The organism is Corynebacterium sp. CTNIH16, assembly GCF_032821655.1.
GTDB lineage: Bacteria > Actinomycetota > Actinomycetes > Mycobacteriales > Mycobacteriaceae > Corynebacterium > Corynebacterium marquesiae.
The window spans coordinates 15,197-32,023 of record NZ_JAVBIG010000008.1; the positions used below are offsets into that span (position 1 = coordinate 15,197).

Below are 16,827 nucleotides of genomic sequence, written 5' to 3' on the forward strand. Positions count from 1 at the left end.
GATCTTTCTTATCGCCGTGGAAAAGTATCCCTATCTTCCCGCTGAATAGTCTGATGCCGCAGCTTCTGATTGGGGCGCAGCACTTGCTCCACGCGGTAGAAACCATTGCGCAGTGCCGCGGCCCCGCGCGGCGGTAAGAGGCCGGCCACCAGCGCGTAGGCCACGCCACCGGTTTCGTGGGCAAGGTAGCGCCACCAGGGCTTAGAAAAGCGCGCGGCCGGGTAGTACGGCGTGCCGGAGACGGTGGCAGTGATGCCCTCTTGGCGGGCGATGAGTGCGGTGCGCAGGCGGTGGAGGGGATCGGTGATAATGGTGGCGTCGGAAAGCGCGAAGGCTTCCTTGACCGCTTTCAGGGAGCTGCGGGTATCCATCCCCTCCTCCACCGCGTGGACGGTCAGGTGTGGGAAGTGCTCGCGCAAAAAGGTGCGGCCGACGCCGGCCTCAGTAAACCTATCGCCGGGCAACTTGCCGCCCACGGTAATGACCTCCAGTCCCTCGGCCGTGGCTAGCTCACCGGCGTGGCGCAGGCGGCCGGCCAAAATGCGGGAGGGGCGGCCGTCATATTGGGCGGTTCCTAAAACAATTGCGTACTTCACTGCCCTATTACACTACCCGCCGGAGGGCGAAGGGTAGCCGGTAAAGTGGTGGGCATGAATTTGAGTGCACGTTTGGGCCGCGCGGCCATCGCCGCTTTCATTTTGGGCTGCACCTCTATCGGTGCGGGGTCTGCCTTCGCTGCCGAGACCACCACCGTGGCGCAGGGCACCGGTACGGCAACTCTTACGGAGAAGGTTACCGATGATGCGGGCGTATTAAGCACGCAAGAAAAGGCCGAGCTCAGAGAGAAGATCGGCCAGCTGCAAAAAGAGGAGCACCGAACCCTTTTTGTCTACATCACTGATGAGTTGGGCACGGATCCGGAAACCTTTGCCGCAGCGACGGTCAAGGACAAGGGGCCGAACTCCGCGGTCTATGCGCTATCCATCACTGACCGCAAGATGGGAGTGCAGACCGGCAAGGATTGGCCTAAGGGCCGGCTCGACCAGATGTATGACGCCGCTTATGACAAGCTGGCCAGCGATGAGTACGGTGCTTCGGCCGTCGCGCTTGCCGACGCCGCCTTGGGCAACTCCTCCAGCAACTCCGCCTCCGATTCCTCTGACCTAGCGTGGCTGGGCGGTGGCGCGGCCGCCATCGTCGCCGCCGGTGGCGGAATCATGTACTACTCGCGCCGCACTACCAAGAAGAATAATGCGCAGACGCTGGAGTCGGCCCGCGAGATTGCCCCGGGCGATACTGATCAGCTGGGCCGCCTGCCGCTGGAAACCCTGGACCAGCTGGCCCAGGAGGAGTTGGTCTCTACCGATGAGTCCATCCGCCGCGGCAAGGAGGAGCTCAATATCGCGCTTTCCGAGTTCGGCCCAGAGCGCGTGCGCCCATTTACCAAGGCGATGAACCACTCCACCTCTACCCTGCAAAAGGCCTTCCACCTGCGTCAGCGCTTGGATGATGCCGTGCCGGAATCCCCGGCCGAGCGCCGCCAGATGCTGGTAGAAATCGTCTCCTCCTGCGGCCAGGCCGATGACGCCCTCGATGCGCAGGCCGAGGAGTTTGCCAAGATGCGCGATCTGCTCATCCACTCCGATGAAAAGCTGGATGAGCTCACCCAGCGCACCGTGGGCCTGCGCGCCCGCCTGCCGGAGGCCGAGTCCACGCTGGCCGGCTTGAAGTCCAACTATGACGAGCACGTGCTCGCCTCCATTGCCGATAATCCCGAGCTTGCCGCCGCTTCCCTGGATGAGGCCGAAAAGCTCTTGGACGAGGCCCGGAAGGTCCAGGAGCAGCCGGCCGGCCAGCAAGGACCGCTGGTGGGCTTGATCCGCGATATCGAGCACGCCTGCGAGATGACGGATCGCCTGCTGACCGGTGTGGAAAACGCCGAGGAGAATATCGCCACCGCCCGCGGCAACCTCGAGGCGCTTATCGCCGAGGTCGAGGGTGAGATCAACGAGGCCCGCGAACTCGAGCGCCAAGGCAAGGCACAGGGAACCACGGCGGATTGGGACGCCCTCGAGGATCTGCTCGGCCGCGCCGGCACCGCCGTCAACGAGGCCAAGGCCCACGGCCAGCAGGATCCTCTGGGCCAGCACACCGCGCTGACCTCTATCGATACCCAACTAGATGAAGCGCTCGACCGCGTGCGCGAAAAGACCTCCACGCACGCGCGCCAGCTGGATCTCTTCCGCCAGCAGATTTCCGTAGCGGAATCCAATATCCAGGCCGCAGAGGACCTCATTTCCTCCCGCGGGCGCATCATTGGCTCGGGTGCGCGCACCGCGCTTGCGGACGCCAAACGCCTCCACGCCCAAGCCCTTCACACCGAGCGCAGCGATATCCGCGCCGCGCTGCAGTCCTCCCGCGAGGCGGTGGCCGCCGCCCAGGCGGCGCTGCAACGCGCCAAGGATGACATCGACGAGCACCGTCGCCGCCAGCAGCGCCAGCAGATGGGCAACGCCGCCAATAACATCGTCACCGGCGTAGTCCTCGGGCAGATGCTCGGCGGCGGCCGCGGCTTCGGCGGTGGTTTCGGAGGCGGCGGCTTCGGCGGAGGAAGCTTTGGCGGCGGTGACTTCGGCGGAGGCGGCGGAGGCGGCTTCCGCGGCGGTTCCTTCTAGCCCGCCCATTCCGCCTAGCCCGCCCATTCCGCCCCACGGCCAGGCAGCCCTGCCCTCGGCTCGCGCGCGGGTGGCCCGGCTCCCGGCTCTCCTCGGCGCAGGGCTAGGTGCGCAGGGTGCGCGGGGTGGCGTCGAGAAGCAAGCAGGCGTAGCTCAAGAAGATGGCGTCGAGCTCCGGCAGCTCGCCCACGCTCACGCTCACGCGCAGGCCATCGCCGGCCGGCGCGGTGCTGGCAACCTCGGCGCCCGTGCCGTGGGCCACGATGCGACGCTCGCGGCGGAAGGGGTTGCGACGCTCGAGGAGGTACTCTCGGTCAGCGCAGGTCGCGCGCAGGCGGGTGACGGTAATCCCGGCCTGGATGACCGAGAAATCCTCGCCCGCGGCGGTCTGCGCGCGCAGGAAGAACCGCGGGGAGGAAGAATCCAGCGAGGAGTCTACTGCGAGGCGCTCGCCGGCCGCGGTGGCAAGCACGCCGTCGCGCACGTAGGCAAGCTCGTGCCCCTCGGCGTTGTTGAGCGCGCCCGCGCGCCAGGTCCACTGGATAGGCATTAGAGGACGAATAGTGCGACGAGGGCGACGATGGATGCCAGGACCAAGGTGATGATCCAGGCCCAGGCTTTGCCTTGTGTGGTGGCATCCAAGATGACGCGGGTAAACCAGCTTAGGCCGGCGATTTCCGCGGCGGTCAGGCCCTCGGCATCGTGCTCGAATTCGAGGATGGCCTTGCGCACGCCGGAATTGCGGGCGGTAAACTGCCCTACCTTTTCGTCATCGACGTCATCGATGATCCAGTCGCCGCTGTTTTCATTGATGAAGGTGAAGGTACGGCCGTTGAGCGATGCCTCTAGGCGCTTGTCGCGGCCGGGGCGGCCGGCAAGGCGGTAAATGGCGCCGTCGGCAAGCGTGGCAGAGGCGCCCAGGTCACTGACCTCGGTGCGCCAGAAGTGGCCGTCCACCTCCGCGGAATTCTCCGAGAATACGCCCAGCTGCTCCGGGCCATCTTCGGCCAAGAGCACGGGCTTTGTGCGATCGGAGCGATCCCAGCTGGTGTAATGCATCCCTAGCACCCAATCAGGCGAGCGGCGAGGTAAGCCTCGAGGTCATCGAGCTTCACGCGCTCCTGCTCCATGGTGTCGCGCTCGCGCACGGTTACGGCATCGTCTTCGAGGGTATCGAAGTCGAAGGTGACGCAGAACGGGGTGCCGATCTCATCCTGGCGGCGGTAGCGGCGGCCGATGGCACCGGAGACGTCAAAGTCCACGTTCCAGTGGGCGCGCAGCTTATCGGCCAGCTTGCGGGCAGGCTCGGAGAGCTCTTCCTTCTTGGACAGCGGCAGGACGGCTACCTTGATCGGTGCCAGGCGGCGGTCCAAGCGCAGGACCACGCGCTTATCGGTGCCGCCCTTGGCGTTCGGAGCCTCTTCCTCATCGTAGGCATCCACCAGGAAGGCCATCATGGAACGGCCCAGGCCAGCGGCCGGCTCGATGACGTACGGGATCCAGCGCTCGTCATTGGCTTGGTCGTAGTAGGACAGGTCCTCGCCCGAGCCCTTGGCGTGAACGGACAGGTCATAGTCCGTGCGGTTGGCCACCCCCTCCAGCTCGCCCCACTTAGAGCCCTTGAAGCCAAAGGCGTACTCCACGTCCACGGTGCGCTTGGAGTAGTGGGAGAGCTTTTCCTTCGGGTGCTCGTACAGGCGCAGGTTTTCTTCCTTGATGCCCAGGTCCACGTACCAGTTGTAGCGGTCATCAATCCAGTACTGGTGCCACTCTTCGTCCTCGCCTGGCTTAACGAAGAACTCCATTTCCATCTGCTCGAACTCGCGGGTACGGAAGATGAAGTTGCCTGGGGTGATCTCGTTGCGGAAAGACTTGCCGATATTCGCGATGCCAAACGGCGGCTTCATGCGCGAGGAGGTCATCACATTCTTGAAGTTAACGAAGATGCCCTGTGCGGTCTCTGGGCGCAGGTAGTGCAGGCCCTGCTCATCGTCTACCGGGCCCAGGAAGGTCTTAAGCAGGCCGGAGAAGGCCTTCGGCTCGGTCCAGTCGCCCGGCTGGCCGGTTTCTGGGTCATTGATGTCTGCCAGGCCGTTTTCTGGCTCGTGGCCGTGCTTTTCCTCGTAGGCCTCAATGAGGTCGTCGGCACGGTAGCGCTTGCCGGTGTGGCGGGATTCCACCAGCGGGTCAGAAAAGACCTCGACGTGGCCGGACGATACCCAGACCTGGCGCGGCTGGATGACGGAGGTGTCCACGCCCACGACGTCTGCGCGGGACTGCACCATGTGGCGCCACCACTGGCGCTTGATGTTTTCCTTGAGCTCTACACCAAGAGGGCCGTAGTCCCACGCGGAGCGGGAACCGCCGTAAATTTCACCTGCCTGGTAGACCAAGCCGCGGCGCTTACACAGGTTTACAACGGTATCGATGACGGATGCCATTAGTTTTCGGACTCCTCTGGTAGGGGACAGTCTTGACAATCTCGTTCAGTCTAACCCGAAGCACTTCCCGGCGGTGGGATTGGGGCGTGAATTTAATCTGAAATAAATACAACGTATTGCACGTATCGGGTAATATAAGGGCGACCGACAGGTAATAGGTATTTAATTGAAGGTGACATTCCCTATGACGACCACTTACAAGGCCCCAAATACTTCTGCGGCTGCCGGCGTTATCGCTGCCCTCGATTCGCCCCTACGCATCGCCATCATTTCCCGCTTGGCCGAGCGCGATCACTTTGTCCATGAGCTGGTCAAGGCCACCGGCAAGTCCCAGCCCCTTATCAGCCAGCACCTGCGCGTGCTCAAGCAGGCGGGCATCGTGGACTCCGAGCGCAGCGGCCGCGAGGTAACCTACTCGCTCATTGCGCCGCAGGTTTTGGACCTGCTTGCCGACGCCGCCAGGATCGCCTCCTAGCCCACCACTCCCCCGTGCATATAAAGCCGCCTGAGCATGCAGTTGTTGAAAAAGCACTGATAATATTGCGGTCATGGCTTTACACGACAGTATTCCCAAACTAGGCGCGCGCAATACCAAGCAGCGCACCGCAGTCGTCGAGGTGCTCCGGGAAATGGAGAAATTTTCCTCTGCTAAGGAGATCTACCACGAACTTCAAGAGCGCGAGGAGAAGGTGGGTTTGACCACCGTGTACCGCACCCTGCAGTCCCTGACCGACATCGACGCAGTGGACGCACTCCACATGCCCAATGGCGAAACCCTCTACCGCCATTGCGAGACCGACGCCCATCACCACCACTTGGTATGCACTAAGTGTGGCCGCACCGAGGAAATCGATGGCGGCCCCATTGAAAAGTGGGCCACCTCCGTAGCGAAGGACTATGGCTTCGAGCTCACCGGCCACGATGCCGAGGTCTTCGGCATCTGCAGCGACTGCGCCGCTTCGGCTTAAGCATCCTCACTCCGCCTAGCGAAGCCACTGCCCTCCCCTAGCCTCAGTCTCCACCCCGGAGCCTGAGGTTTTCTTTTGTCACACACAGTGGCAGCGCGTTACATGCCTAGGCTATAGCGCCGAGACTGCAATTAACTGCACGGCCACATTGTTGACCAGATGCACAATAAAGCCTGCACGCAGCGAATTGTGGAAACGAGTTACTAGCGCGCACCCCATTCCTAGAAAAGTCGCATACACCATGACCGGCGGCGCGATATGGGCAACACCAAATACCAGCGAGCTGAGGATCACGCTGGCAAACGCTGGGACGCTCCGATCCAAGTAGCCCATGAGCAGGCGGCGAAACACAATTTCTTCCACCAGTGGAGCTAAAAGAAGGTAGCAAGCTAAAGAAACGACCACCATCACACCGCGCCCATCAGCTGCGGATGTATTTTCCGATGGCGATAGCCCCAATAGCGGCCCCACAATCGCAGCAGCTGCCCCAGCCGCCAGAATCACAAGGGGTGCCTGCCACAGTAAGTGCCAACCACGTCGACCTAAGGGAACAAGGCCGAGACTAATTCCCCGCCGCTTGAGGTAATACACCAATGCCACCGTCGGCACCACCACTGAAAGAGCAAGCGCAACGGGCATAATCGTACCCAACCCACGCGTAGCCAAGCCGGCCTTCAACATGACAAAAACTGTCACTACCAATAGAACATCCATGGCAATCATGGCCGCTATTCCGATAAGTGCGTCTTTTAGCCTGATGTCGTCTTCTGTCATGCCCCTACCCTAAAATGCCCCCGCTCATCCTTAAGAATGAATTGAGCCCGAAAGGTAAAGCACCCTTTACAGTAAAGGACGCTTAACATATGATGGGTGTCAAGCACACTTTACAAGCACTTGTTACAGGAGGCTTCCTTGGAGACCACGCGCTTTGGCCGCCCCAAGTTCGGCGGCACCCAAACCAAGCTCATCACGCTATCCGTTGCGGCTGGCGTGGGCCTTGCTGCAGCCGCCGGTGCCATCGTGGCCACCTTCGTACACGATGATTCCCCGCTACTAGCGTTTGCCGTGTACGCACTGTGCCTACTGCCTGTTGCTACGACGGCTAGCTGGCTATTCATGGTGGATCGGTCCACCATCCGTGGAGCAACACCCGATCCGGAAAATTCCATCGAGTCCCATTGGTATTCGCAGGCCTCGGAAAACACCCTGCACGCCATGCTTTTTGGCATTGGCGGCCTCGGCGTGGTCTCTTCTTTTTGGGAGTTTCAGGTTTCGGGCTCCCTACTCACCATCATCTTGGGAGTATTTGTCACCGGAACCTTCGGCATTAGCTACTTTGCCCACAAGCGGGCGGCAAGCTAAGCCATGGACAACCGGCTCAAAGAAATTCGCGAGAGCCAAGGTCTCTCGCAGCAGGGCTTGGCTACGGAGCTAGGCGTCTCGCGCCAAACGGTCATCAGTATTGAAAAGGGGCGCTACGATCCTTCGCTCCCCCTCGCATTTCAGATCGCGCGCCACTTTTCTTGCCGCATCGAGGACATCTTTATCCCCGAGCTATAAACGCACACCGCTTCGGTGCTGGGCGTTACTTCTTCACTCCACCGAAGCGGCGGTCGCGCCGCGCGTACTCCTCGATGGCGGCAAAAAGGTCTTCCGGTGTGAAATCCGGGAAGAGCTTATCCTGGTAAATCATCTCCGCGTACGCGGACTGCCACAGCAGGAAGTTAGAGGTGCGCTTCTCACCGGACGGGCGCAGGAAGAGATCCACATCCGGCATGTCCGGATCATAGAGATGCTGCGCGATGGTCTCTTCCTTAATATCGCGCGGGTTAAGCTCGCCGGCTGCAACCTGCTTGGCGATGTCCCTAAAGCCATCCACCAGTTCTGCCCTACCGCCGTAGTTGACGCACATGGCCAAGGTCATCTTGGTATTGTCCTTGGTCAGCTCCTGGGCGGCCTCGAGCTCCTTAATCACTGAGCGCCACAAACGCGGGCGGCGGCCGGCCCATACCACGCGCACGCCGCGCTGATTGAGCCACTCGCGCTGGCGGCGCAGCACGTCGCGGTTAAATCCCATGAGGAAGCGGACCTCCTCTGGGCTGCGGCGCCAATTCTCCGTGGAGAAGGCATAGGCCGAAAGATAAGGAACGCCGGCGGCAAGGCAGGCATCGACGACGTCAAGAAGCACGGCTTCGCCGCGCCTATGTCCCTCGGTGCGCTTCATGCCTTTTTCCTGGGCCCAGCGGCCATTGCCATCCATGACCAGCGCAATATGGCGCGGCATGAACTCGTCCGGGATATTCGGCGGGGTCAAAGTGCGGTTCGGGTCTGGCGTAATCACGGGCTATATTCTACTGCTCCATAACCTGCAATGCGGAAACATTGCGCTCCATGTGCCACTGCAGGTGCGCCCGCGCTAGGCGGTGCCCCTCCTGCTTTTGCGCATTTGTGGGATTCGTCGGATGGTTATGTGCTAAAAGCCACAGGTGGTGTAGGGTTTCCGGATCTACCTCCGCGGCCCCCGGCGGCCGGCATTCGTGGCACGCCGCGCCGCCTACCGCCGGGTGGAAGGCGTGGTGCGGGCCTGGCCGGTTGCACTGGGCACAGTTGAAAAGGCTCGGTGCCCAACCGGCATGCGCCATCGCCTGCAGCAAAAAGGCATCCAGCGCCATGGTTGGGTCCGCGGTTTGCAGCTGCTCCAAGGTCGCGGTGACGGATTCGTAGAGGTAGGGGTCATGGGCGGCGTCGGCAAAAGCAAGGCGCTCTGCCGATTCCAGTACTGCGCAGGCTGCCGTGTAGCGCTCATAGTCCTCAATGAGGCGCGCGCCAAAGTAATCCACCGTATCCGCTTGGGAAATGGTGGCTAGATTTTTTCCCACATACAGCTGGACATCGAGGTTGACAAAGAGCTGCAGGCGCGAACCAAAGCGCGACTTTGCCCGGCGCACGCCCTTGGCCACCGCGCGCACGAGGCCGTGATCGCGGGTAAGCAGGACTATGACGCGATCGGCCTCACCAAAGTCATAGGTGCGGATGACCACTGCGCGGTCACGATAGTTCTCGCGCATCGTAGTTTAGAACCCGAGCCTACCCAGCGACTTCGGGTCAGACTGCCAATTCTTCAGCACCTTAATGCGCAAGTCTAGGTATACGTTCTGGCCCAGCAGCTTCATAATTTCCTTGCGGGCGTTGCCCACAATGCGGCGGAAGCGCAGGCCATCCTTGCCCTCGATAATGCGCTTTTGGCCGGGACGCTCCAAATACAAAATGGCGTGGATGTCCAGCACGCCCTCCCGGGTGCGCGACGGCAGCATCTCATCAACCTGCACCGCCACCGAGTGTGGCAGCTCCGCCTTCAAACCGGACAGGGCGGCTTCACGAATGAGTTCCTCGATGCGCTTTTCTTGGCCCTCATCGGTGATGTGGTCATCCGGGTAGAACTTCGGGCCTTCTGGGAGGTGGTCCACGATGACCTGCACCAGCTCATCAAGCTGCACGCCCTCTTTGGAGGACACCGGTATGACTACCGCATTCGGGTCATCCTGGGTAAGCAGTTCGTGCAGGGCCAGAAGCTGGGCGCCTACCTGGTCCTTGCTGGCCTTATCCAGCTTGGTGACGATGCCGATGATCGGGGTCTTTGGTGCGATGCTGCGCACGTTTTCCAGGATCCAGCGGTCACCCGGGCCAATCTTTTCATCGGCCGGGATGGTCAGGCCGATTACATCTACATCGGCATAGGTGTCTTTCACTACCTCGTTGAGGCGCTCGCCCAACAAGGTGCGCGGGCGGTGCAGGCCTGGCGTATCCACGACGATGACCTGGGCATCATCGCGGTGCACCAAGCCGCGAATGGTGTGGCGGGTGGTCTCCGGCTGGTCAGCGGTAATCGCAATCTTCTGGCCCACCAGGGCATTAGTCAGCGTGGACTTGCCGGTATTCGGGCGGCCAACAAAGGATACGAAGCCCGAGCGGAAACCCTCCGGGGTATCGGTGTATTGCGAATAATCGAGCGGGGGTGCCGTGTTCTCGGCGCCTTCCGGCACGGCATCATCGGGGTCTTCTGGCAGGCCCTCGAATGCCGCATCAAACTGTGCATCAAAATCAGAACTCATTACCCGCAATAATAGCCCACAGAGCCAAAAACTCCGATTAGTTCACGGCAATTTCTACCAGGCACACAGAGTAGGGCTAATCTATGGAGAAACCTCTCTCCCCAGCACAAACCGTGCTCGCTCTCCGAAAGGTCCCTTCATGTCCCGCAAGTCTCCTGCCTTAATTCTGGGCGCTGCACTTACTCTCTTCCTCTCCGCATGCTCCTCGCCAGATTCTGAGTCATCTCCAGCAACGAGCGCGAGTCCCTCCGCAACCTCTTCTTCCAGCACCTCCAGTTCTTCAACCACCACTTCTTCTACCACCAGCAGTGAAGAGGCCATGACTGAAGAACCTGCAGAAAGCGTCGCTCCCGAGCCGGAGACCCAACCCCAAGCCGTGGCTGCCGAGCCGGAGCTGCTGTATTGCGATATTGGATTAGGAGCATTTGGGCACTTTTCCGATGGCTCTTGGCACCCAACCGAGCTCTGTAATACTCCAGAGCTTCAGAGATCTGTTCGGGCTGAAGCAGTCTGTGGCGGTTTAGAAGGACGATACAAGTACCCCGAGGAATGGGCCGAACTGTGCAATGGGGGTCTTCCACCTTCCGATTCGGACTATCCCGATAGCTACGGCGATATAGATGCAGGTTACGCACCAGAGTCTGGCGCGGTTGCGGATGCGCCAGCCGATTCGGATACGGGTGCGGTTGAAGGCTACGAGTATTAACAGATAGAAGGCAGAGCGTTAAGCAACGTCAAGGCCCTGCGCCCGTCGAAACGGATGCAGGGCCTTAGTGGTGTTTTAGCGGCGCTTACTTAAACTCGTCCGGCAGTGGGCCGAGCTGCGGGCCGTCCGGGTAGTACTTCCAGCCGTCCTTGATGCGGACGTCGTCAGCCCAAGGCAGTTTGTACTCGCCCTTGGCCAAGTCCTCGACCCAGGTGAGATAGTTGTCAGTCTTGCCACCGGGGTAGCCCACGTACCCACGGTTGCCCAAGTTGAAGATGTTGTTTTCTAGGCCCCAATTGATGCGGGCCTTGTCAGCCAGCTCTGGGAAGATTTCGGCGGTGACGATTTCGCCGGGATTGCGGTGGCCCTCAGAAATCATGTGGCCGTCGTAATTGCAGACGTTGCCTTCACCGAAGTAGTAGAAGGTGTTGTCATAGCCAGCCAGGTTTACGGATGCGGTGTACATCAGGTTTTGGAAGGCATTCGTCTTATTGGTCATGATCCACTGATCCTGGGTTTGCGTGGAGTAGCCAGAGATGCGGATATAGACGTTGGCGCCCTTGTATGCAGCCTCGCGTGCGAGCTCAGGGAACATGCCGTCGTGGCAAATGTTTACAGCGAGCTTGGAGCCCTTCGGGCCGTCGCAAACCGGCATGCCCAAATCGCCCGGGTACCAAGGCTCGATGGGAGTCCATGGCTGCAGCTTGCGGTAGTGCAGGGCGATTTCGCCGTCGGAGTTGATGATGATGGCGGTATTAAAGGGCGGCTTTCCTTCCTCATGGTTTGGCTCCATGATGGAAAAGACGCCCCAGACATCATTGTCCTTGCAGGCCTGCTTGAACTGGTCCACCTTGGGGTCATCGAGGCCGATGAGGAATTCATCATAGGACCAAATCTTGGTGTTGAGACCGGAGGATGAATATTCCGGGAAGACAATAAGGTCGAGGTCCGGGTAGCCCGCCTTGGTGGAACCCACCATGCGGCAGATTTCGTCCACGCTGGCTTGGACGTCTTCCGGAGTATTGACCACGGGAACGGGGTACTGCATGAGGGCCATCAACAGGCCGTCGGGGGATGCGCTGATGCTGCCGGTGCTGGACATGGTGGGCTCCTATCGCAAAGTAGATGATGTGACGAGAGCCATACTACTGACGTTGTGGTAGTACGTCACACTATTCATCCAGAGAAGTAGTCTCGTATGAGAGACTCGTCGTAAGCCGCCTTTGATGAAATAAGAGAGCCGAGCTGAGGGGAAAGTTTACTCAGCTCGGCCGACACTCGATAGACCTTGGGGTGGGCGTAGGTGCGGGTTCTTAAGGGAGCAGAGGAGAAAAGTCCAAGGTGATCGGGCCGAATTGAGGGCGAAAAGGCCGATCTGAGGGGAAGTTTTCCTCAGATCGGCTCGATCAGAATGGACCTAACTTTAGGAGGCCAAACTTCACGGGATCCCACGCGCGCGAACGGGGGGCCGCCCAGGCCTAAAGCTCCTCGGCGTCGAACTGCATGCGCGGGTGAGCGAAGACGTCCTGCGCCTGAATGAGGCGGAGCTCGGCAGTCTCTGCCTCGTAGGTGTTTTCCAGCAGGTCATAGACGGAGGAGGCGGTGCGGCGCAGGGACTCTTTGACGTCGCTGGTCTCGGTATAGTGGCCGGTAAACAAGGCGGCGGTGACGTCGCCGGAGCCGTTGCGCTTGAACGGCAACAGTGGCGTGGACACCAAGAAAGCGCGGTCGCCGTCAACAGCGAGCATCTCAATCTGGTCGTCGGCAGTCTCTGGGCGCTTGACGGAGGTAACCAGCACAGTCTTCGGTCCGATTTCCTGCGCCTTCTTCACCGCGGCGAGGGTCTCGTCCAGGGTGCCAACCTCGGAATCAGTGAGGTAGCCCAGCTCAAACTGGTTGGGGGTGATGATATCGGCGACGGGAACGACGCGATCGCGCAACAGCGGCGGGATCTCATCAGAGACGAAGCAGCCGGACTTAGCATTGCCCATCACCGGATCGCAGGCGTAGAGGGCCTTGGGGTTGGCGGCCTTGATGCGGCGAACGGTTTCCACGATGGCGTCGGCAATATCGGCGCCGCCCTGGTAACCAGAAAGAATGGCGTCGATCTGTGAGAAGGCACCGCGCTTTTCAATGCCATCGATGATGGAGGTGACATCGCTGGCCGGAATCATCGGCCCGCCCCAGTCGCCGTAGCCAGTGTGGTTAGAAAAGTTCACCGTGTGGACCGGCCATACCTCATGGCCGGCGCGCTGCAGGGGAAAGACGGCCGCGGAGTTGCCAACGTGGCCGTAGGTGACGTGGGACTGGATGGAAAGGATAGTCATAGGTTTCCATTGTGCTACGCGGCGCACGCGCTCACAAAAGAAACCGAAAAATTATTCTTCCGGGCTATCTTGTGGTTCTCCCACCGCAGGGATGCCCCCGCCAGGAACCTGCTTGTCCAGGTTGGCGCGCTCGGCGGCGTCGGGAAAAGCCTTAGGGCCGGAGGGCTTGGGCTGATAGGAAACACCGCGCTCGGCCGCATCGTCGTACCAATCCGCAAGCAGCTCGTTTTGGCGGCCGAACATTTCCTTTTCCTCAGCCGGGGTGGAGTGGTCATAGCCTAAAAGGTGCAGGCAGCCGTGCACGGTAAGCAGCGCGAGCTCGTGGCCTAGGGAATGGCCGGCGGCCTCTGCTTGGCGCAGGGCAAACTCGGGGCACAGCACGATATCGCCCAACATGGCCGGGCCGGGATCGGCGGCATCGGGGCGGCCGCCACCCGCAATCGCACCGGGGGTGAGCTCGTCCATGGGGAAGCTCATGACATCGGTGGGGCCCTCCAGGTCCATCCAGCGCACATGGAGATCCTCGATGGTCTTCAAATCCACGCAGGTGATTGTGCACTCGGCATCGGGGTTGATGTCCATAGCGCCGAAGGCATAAGAGGCGACGTCAATCAGCATCTCCTCGTTGACGCCTTCGAAGCCGGATTCATTGAGAAACTCGATACTCATTCCATTCCCTCGTATTCTGCGGCTTTCTTATTATCAAAGGTCTCATAAGCATTGACGATGCGCCCGACCAGTTGGTGGCGCACCACGTCTTTGGAACCCAAGTCCGCGAAGTGAATATCTTCCACGTTGCGCAGGATGCGGCGCACGATGCGCAGGCCGGAGACCTGGCCGTGTGGAAGGTCTACCTGGGAGACATCGCCGGTGACCACAATCTTGGAGCCAAAGCCCAGGCGAGTCAGGAACATCTTCATCTGCGCGGGCGTGGTGTTTTGGGCCTCGTCAAGAATGACAAAGGCATCGTTCAACGTGCGGCCGCGCATATAGGCCAGCGGGGCGACCTCGATGATGCCGGCCTCCATGAGCTTGGGGATCATCTCTGGGTCGAGCATGTCTCGCAGGGCGTCATAGAGCGGGCGCAGGTACGGGTCAATCTTGTCATTGAGCGTGCCCGGCAAAAAGCCGAGCTTCTCCCCTGCCTCCACGGCTGGGCGAGTGAGAATGATGCGCGAGACCTGCTTGGTCTGCAGCGCCTGCACGGCCTTGGCTACCGCAAGGTAGGTTTTGCCGGAGCCGGCCGGGCCGATGCCGAAGACCACCGTATTATCGTCGATGGCTTGTACGTATTCAGACTGGCCCACCGTCTTCGGGCGAATGGCTTTGCCGCGGCGCTTAACGATGTCCGCCGCCAGCGCCGCCGACACCGACTGCGGCGCCTCCACGGCCACCATGTCCATGGTGTGCTTGACCGTATCGGTAGACACGGCGTGGCCGCGGCGAGCGATAGCTTCGAGCTCGTCGAGGATCTTCGCGGCGCGGGCGACCTCGTAGTCAGGGCCGGTGACGGTGACCACGTTGCCACGGGCAAAAAGGTCCGCATCCAGGCGGTTATTGAGCACGCGCAGGTTATCGTCCGCGCTACCTAGCACGCTGCTGACGTAGGCGGAATCTAGCTCACATTTCTTCGTGATGATAGGCACGTGCTTTAGGCTACCAGCGCTGCCTACCAACGCTCGGTGCGCATGCCGATTGCCGCCAGCGCCACCATTGCTGCACTCGCTGTACGCAGCACTTCCGGGCCGAGCTTGATGGGCATGGCGCCGGCTTCTTTGAGGCGATCGAGCTCGGCGTCGCCGATGCCGCCCTCGGGGCCGACGAGCAGAACGACATCATCCGTCAGCGGCACGTCCTTGATGGAGACGGTTGCTTCCTCGTGCAACACGAGCACAGAGGGGGCGTTGGAGGAAGCGCCGTCGCGGCCACCGGTGAGCTCTTGAACGAGCTGCGAAGTGGTCAGCGGACCGCGCACCTGAGGGATGCGGGTGCGGCGGGATTGCTTGGCCGCGGAATCGGCGGCCGCCTGCCATTTGGCCACTGCTTTGGGTGCTTTCTTGCCGTCCCATTTGGCCACGCAGCGGTCCGCCTGCCAGGCGATGATCTCATCGGCGCCGGCTTGGGTGGCGAGATCCACGGCGAGCTCGGCACGCTCGGATTTCGGGATGGCTTGCACCACGGTCACGCGCGGGGTGGGCTCGGGCGCGGTGTCGATGGAGTCGACCGTGCCTTCCAAGGAGTCCTTGCCCGAGGTAGCGGTGATGGTGAGGGTGAGACGGATACCGGTGCCGTCGATAAGCTCGAGGCGCTCGCCCTCCCCCATGCGCTTGACCGTCACCGCATGGCGGGCTTCCGGGCCGGAGAAGCTGAAGGCCTCGCCGGTGCGCGCGGCGGAAAGATCCGGGTGGATGAAGACGGGCAGCGACATTAGCGGCGGAACTTATCGCGGAGGCGGCTGAAGAAGGATTCCTCTTGGCCGTCGCCGGTGGTACGCACGCGCGCGCCCTCGTCGCGGGAGTTGCGGATCTTCTCCAGGGCCTCGCGGGTCTTGCGGTCCAGGTCCTTCGGCACAACGACGTCCACGTGTGCAAAGAGGTTGCCATAGCCATCGGTGCGCAAGCGCGGCATGCCGGCGCCATCGACCTTGATGGACTCGCCCGGCTGGGTGCCCGGCTCGATATCGATGGTGAGCTCTTCGCCACTTAGCTGATCGATGGTGAAGTTGGTGCCCAGTGCGGCATCGATCATCGGCACGCGCACGGTGAGGTTCAAGTCATCAGCATTGCGCTGGAAGACGGGGTGCTCCTCTGTGTGGACCTCAACATAGAGGTCGCCGGCCGGGCCGCCGCCGTGGCCTACCTCACCCTGGGAGGCCATGCGGATGCGCATACCGTCATTGATGCCGGCCGGGATATTAACGGTGATATCGCGGCGCTTCTTCACGCGACCATCGCCGGCGCAGTGATTGCAAGGATCGGTGATGACCTCGCCAAAGCCCTGACACTTCGGGCACGGGCGGGTGGTCATGACGTTGCCCAGGAAGCTGCGCTGCATCTCCTGGATTTCACCCATGCCATTGCAGTTATCGCAGGTAACCGGTTTGGCCTTGGACTCGGAACCGGTACCACCACAGCTATCGCACAGCACCGCGGTATCCACGGTGACCTTCTTCTTCAGGCCGGTGTAGGCCTCTTCCAGGGTGATGCGGGTGCGCAGCAGGGCATCGTTGCCCGGCTGGACGCGGGACTTCGGGCCGCGGGAACCGCCGGCCCCACCGCCGAAGAACTCAGCGAAAATATCGCCTAGGCCGCCGCCACCGAAGCCGCTAAAGCCACCGGCGCCAGCACCGCCGCCGCCCTGATCCATGGGGTCGCCGCCCATGTCCACGATCTGGCGCTTTTGCGGATCCAGCAGGACCTCCTGGGCCAGCGCGGCATCGCGGAACTTCTCCGCGGCAGCTTCATCATCCGGGTTTAGATCCGGGTGATACTTGCGGGCCATTTTGCGGTAGGCCTTTTTAATCTCCTGGTCAGTTGCGTTTTTATCAACACCGAGGATGCCGTAATAGTCACGAGCCACTGTAAGAGATATTCCTTCT

The 16,827-nt window shown here is 61.1% G+C and carries 21 protein-coding genes; 6 read left to right on the top strand and 15 right to left on the bottom strand.

Annotated elements, in window-relative coordinates; genetic code table 11:
• Positions 1 to 8: 8 nt before the first annotated feature.
• Positions 9 to 596, bottom strand: coding sequence for a YdcF family protein (locus RAE04_RS08075; protein ID WP_317027015.1), 588 nt, complete (start codon positions 594 to 596; stop codon positions 9 to 11).
• A gap of 54 nt (positions 597 to 650) precedes the next feature.
• Between RAE04_RS08075 and RAE04_RS08080 the strand changes: the two genes are divergently transcribed.
• On the top strand, positions 651 to 2,675 hold the full coding sequence (locus RAE04_RS08080; RefSeq protein ID WP_317027016.1) for a TPM domain-containing protein: 2,025 nt from the start codon (positions 651 to 653) through the stop codon (positions 2,673 to 2,675).
• Positions 2,676 to 2,778: 103 nt separating this feature from the next.
• Here the strand turns inward: RAE04_RS08080 and RAE04_RS08085 are convergent, their stop codons facing one another.
• From RAE04_RS08085 to RAE04_RS08095, 3 genes are read right to left on the bottom strand one after another with little or no spacing between them, the layout of a single operon-like run.
• Positions 2,779 to 3,225, bottom strand: a complete 447-nt coding sequence (locus tag RAE04_RS08085) for a hypothetical protein (protein ID WP_317027017.1) — start codon at positions 3,223 to 3,225, stop codon at positions 2,779 to 2,781.
• The gene (locus RAE04_RS08090) at positions 3,225 to 3,734 is read right to left on the bottom strand and encodes a hypothetical protein (RefSeq protein WP_317027018.1); all 510 of its coding nucleotides are present in this window, start codon (positions 3,732 to 3,734) and stop codon (positions 3,225 to 3,227) included. The genes RAE04_RS08085 and RAE04_RS08090 overlap by 1 nt, the downstream gene beginning before the upstream one ends.
• A gap of 2 nt (positions 3,735 to 3,736) precedes the next feature.
• Positions 3,737 to 5,116: a glycine--tRNA ligase gene (locus RAE04_RS08095; RefSeq protein WP_005326454.1), complete on the bottom strand. Its 1,380-nt coding sequence runs from the start codon at positions 5,114 to 5,116 to the stop codon at positions 3,737 to 3,739.
• 184 nt (positions 5,117 to 5,300) lie between these two features.
• Between RAE04_RS08095 and RAE04_RS08100 the strand changes: the two genes are divergently transcribed.
• The gene (locus RAE04_RS08100; protein WP_049378545.1) at positions 5,301 to 5,591 is read left to right on the top strand and encodes an ArsR/SmtB family transcription factor; all 291 of its coding nucleotides are present in this window, start codon (positions 5,301 to 5,303) and stop codon (positions 5,589 to 5,591) included.
• 73 nt (positions 5,592 to 5,664) lie between these two features.
• The gene (locus RAE04_RS08105) at positions 5,665 to 6,084 is read left to right on the top strand and encodes a Fur family transcriptional regulator (RefSeq protein WP_049378544.1); all 420 of its coding nucleotides are present in this window, start codon (positions 5,665 to 5,667) and stop codon (positions 6,082 to 6,084) included.
• Positions 6,085 to 6,195: 111 nt separating this feature from the next.
• On the opposite strand, the gene RAE04_RS08110 is transcribed toward RAE04_RS08105, so the two are convergent.
• Complete coding sequence (locus RAE04_RS08110) at positions 6,196 to 6,858, bottom strand: type II CAAX endopeptidase family protein (protein WP_317027019.1); 663 nt, start codon at positions 6,856 to 6,858, stop codon at positions 6,196 to 6,198.
• 96 nt (positions 6,859 to 6,954) lie between these two features.
• Between RAE04_RS08110 and RAE04_RS08115 the strand changes: the two genes are divergently transcribed.
• Positions 6,955 to 7,446 (top strand): hypothetical protein, encoded by a 492-nt coding sequence (locus RAE04_RS08115; RefSeq protein WP_317027020.1) that lies wholly within the window; start codon positions 6,955 to 6,957, stop codon positions 7,444 to 7,446.
• 3 nt (positions 7,447 to 7,449) lie between these two features.
• On the top strand, positions 7,450 to 7,644 hold the full coding sequence (locus tag RAE04_RS08120) for a helix-turn-helix transcriptional regulator (RefSeq protein ID WP_049378541.1): 195 nt from the start codon (positions 7,450 to 7,452) through the stop codon (positions 7,642 to 7,644).
• 25 nt (positions 7,645 to 7,669) lie between these two features.
• On the opposite strand, the gene RAE04_RS08125 is transcribed toward RAE04_RS08120, so the two are convergent.
• The 4 genes from RAE04_RS08125 to RAE04_RS08140 all read right to left on the bottom strand — a co-directional run bounded on the left by RAE04_RS08125 (position 7,670) and on the right by RAE04_RS08140 (position 10,517).
• Entirely contained in the window at positions 7,670 to 8,425 is a 756-nt protein-coding gene (locus RAE04_RS08125; RefSeq protein ID WP_317027021.1) for an isoprenyl transferase, read from the bottom strand.
• 10 nt (positions 8,426 to 8,435) lie between these two features.
• Positions 8,436 to 9,152 (bottom strand): DNA repair protein RecO, encoded by a 717-nt coding sequence (gene recO, locus RAE04_RS08130; RefSeq protein WP_248099611.1) that lies wholly within the window; start codon positions 9,150 to 9,152, stop codon positions 8,436 to 8,438.
• Between the two features lie 6 nt (positions 9,153 to 9,158).
• Positions 9,159 to 10,196: a GTPase Era gene (gene era, locus RAE04_RS08135; RefSeq protein WP_317027022.1), complete on the bottom strand. Its 1,038-nt coding sequence runs from the start codon at positions 10,194 to 10,196 to the stop codon at positions 9,159 to 9,161.
• Between the two features lie 81 nt (positions 10,197 to 10,277).
• Positions 10,278 to 10,517 (bottom strand): hypothetical protein, encoded by a 240-nt coding sequence (locus RAE04_RS08140; RefSeq protein ID WP_317027023.1) that lies wholly within the window; start codon positions 10,515 to 10,517, stop codon positions 10,278 to 10,280.
• Between RAE04_RS08140 and RAE04_RS08145 the strand changes: the two genes are divergently transcribed.
• A complete protein-coding gene (locus RAE04_RS08145) occupies positions 10,516 to 10,902 on the top strand; it encodes a hypothetical protein (RefSeq protein ID WP_317027024.1) in 387 nt (128 codons plus the stop codon). The genes RAE04_RS08140 and RAE04_RS08145 overlap by 2 nt on opposite strands.
• A gap of 85 nt (positions 10,903 to 10,987) precedes the next feature.
• Here RAE04_RS08145 and RAE04_RS08150 read toward each other — a convergent pair whose 3' ends face one another.
• The 6 genes from RAE04_RS08150 to dnaJ all read right to left on the bottom strand — a co-directional run bounded on the left by RAE04_RS08150 (position 10,988) and on the right by dnaJ (position 16,808).
• Entirely contained in the window at positions 10,988 to 12,004 is a 1,017-nt protein-coding gene (locus RAE04_RS08150) for a formamidase (RefSeq protein WP_284791389.1), read from the bottom strand.
• A gap of 376 nt (positions 12,005 to 12,380) precedes the next feature.
• Positions 12,381 to 13,229 carry a pyridoxal kinase PdxY gene (pdxY, locus tag RAE04_RS08155; protein ID WP_317027025.1) on the bottom strand — a complete coding sequence of 283 codons (849 nt, stop codon included), beginning with the start codon at positions 13,227 to 13,229 and terminating at the stop codon, positions 12,381 to 12,383.
• A gap of 51 nt (positions 13,230 to 13,280) precedes the next feature.
• Positions 13,281 to 13,898 carry an rRNA maturation RNase YbeY gene (gene ybeY, locus RAE04_RS08160; RefSeq protein WP_317027026.1) on the bottom strand — a complete coding sequence of 206 codons (618 nt, stop codon included), beginning with the start codon at positions 13,896 to 13,898 and terminating at the stop codon, positions 13,281 to 13,283.
• Complete coding sequence (locus RAE04_RS08165) at positions 13,895 to 14,875, bottom strand: PhoH family protein (protein WP_239194127.1); 981 nt, start codon at positions 14,873 to 14,875, stop codon at positions 13,895 to 13,897. Before RAE04_RS08165 ends, ybeY begins: the two co-directional genes overlap by 4 nt.
• 23 nt (positions 14,876 to 14,898) lie before the next feature.
• Positions 14,899 to 15,657 (bottom strand): 16S rRNA (uracil(1498)-N(3))-methyltransferase, encoded by a 759-nt coding sequence (locus RAE04_RS08170; RefSeq protein WP_317027027.1) that lies wholly within the window; start codon positions 15,655 to 15,657, stop codon positions 14,899 to 14,901.
• Positions 15,657 to 16,808, bottom strand: a complete 1,152-nt coding sequence (gene dnaJ, locus RAE04_RS08175; protein WP_317027028.1) for a molecular chaperone DnaJ — start codon at positions 16,806 to 16,808, stop codon at positions 15,657 to 15,659. The genes RAE04_RS08170 and dnaJ overlap by 1 nt, the downstream gene beginning before the upstream one ends.
• Positions 16,809 to 16,827 lie beyond the last annotated feature (19 nt).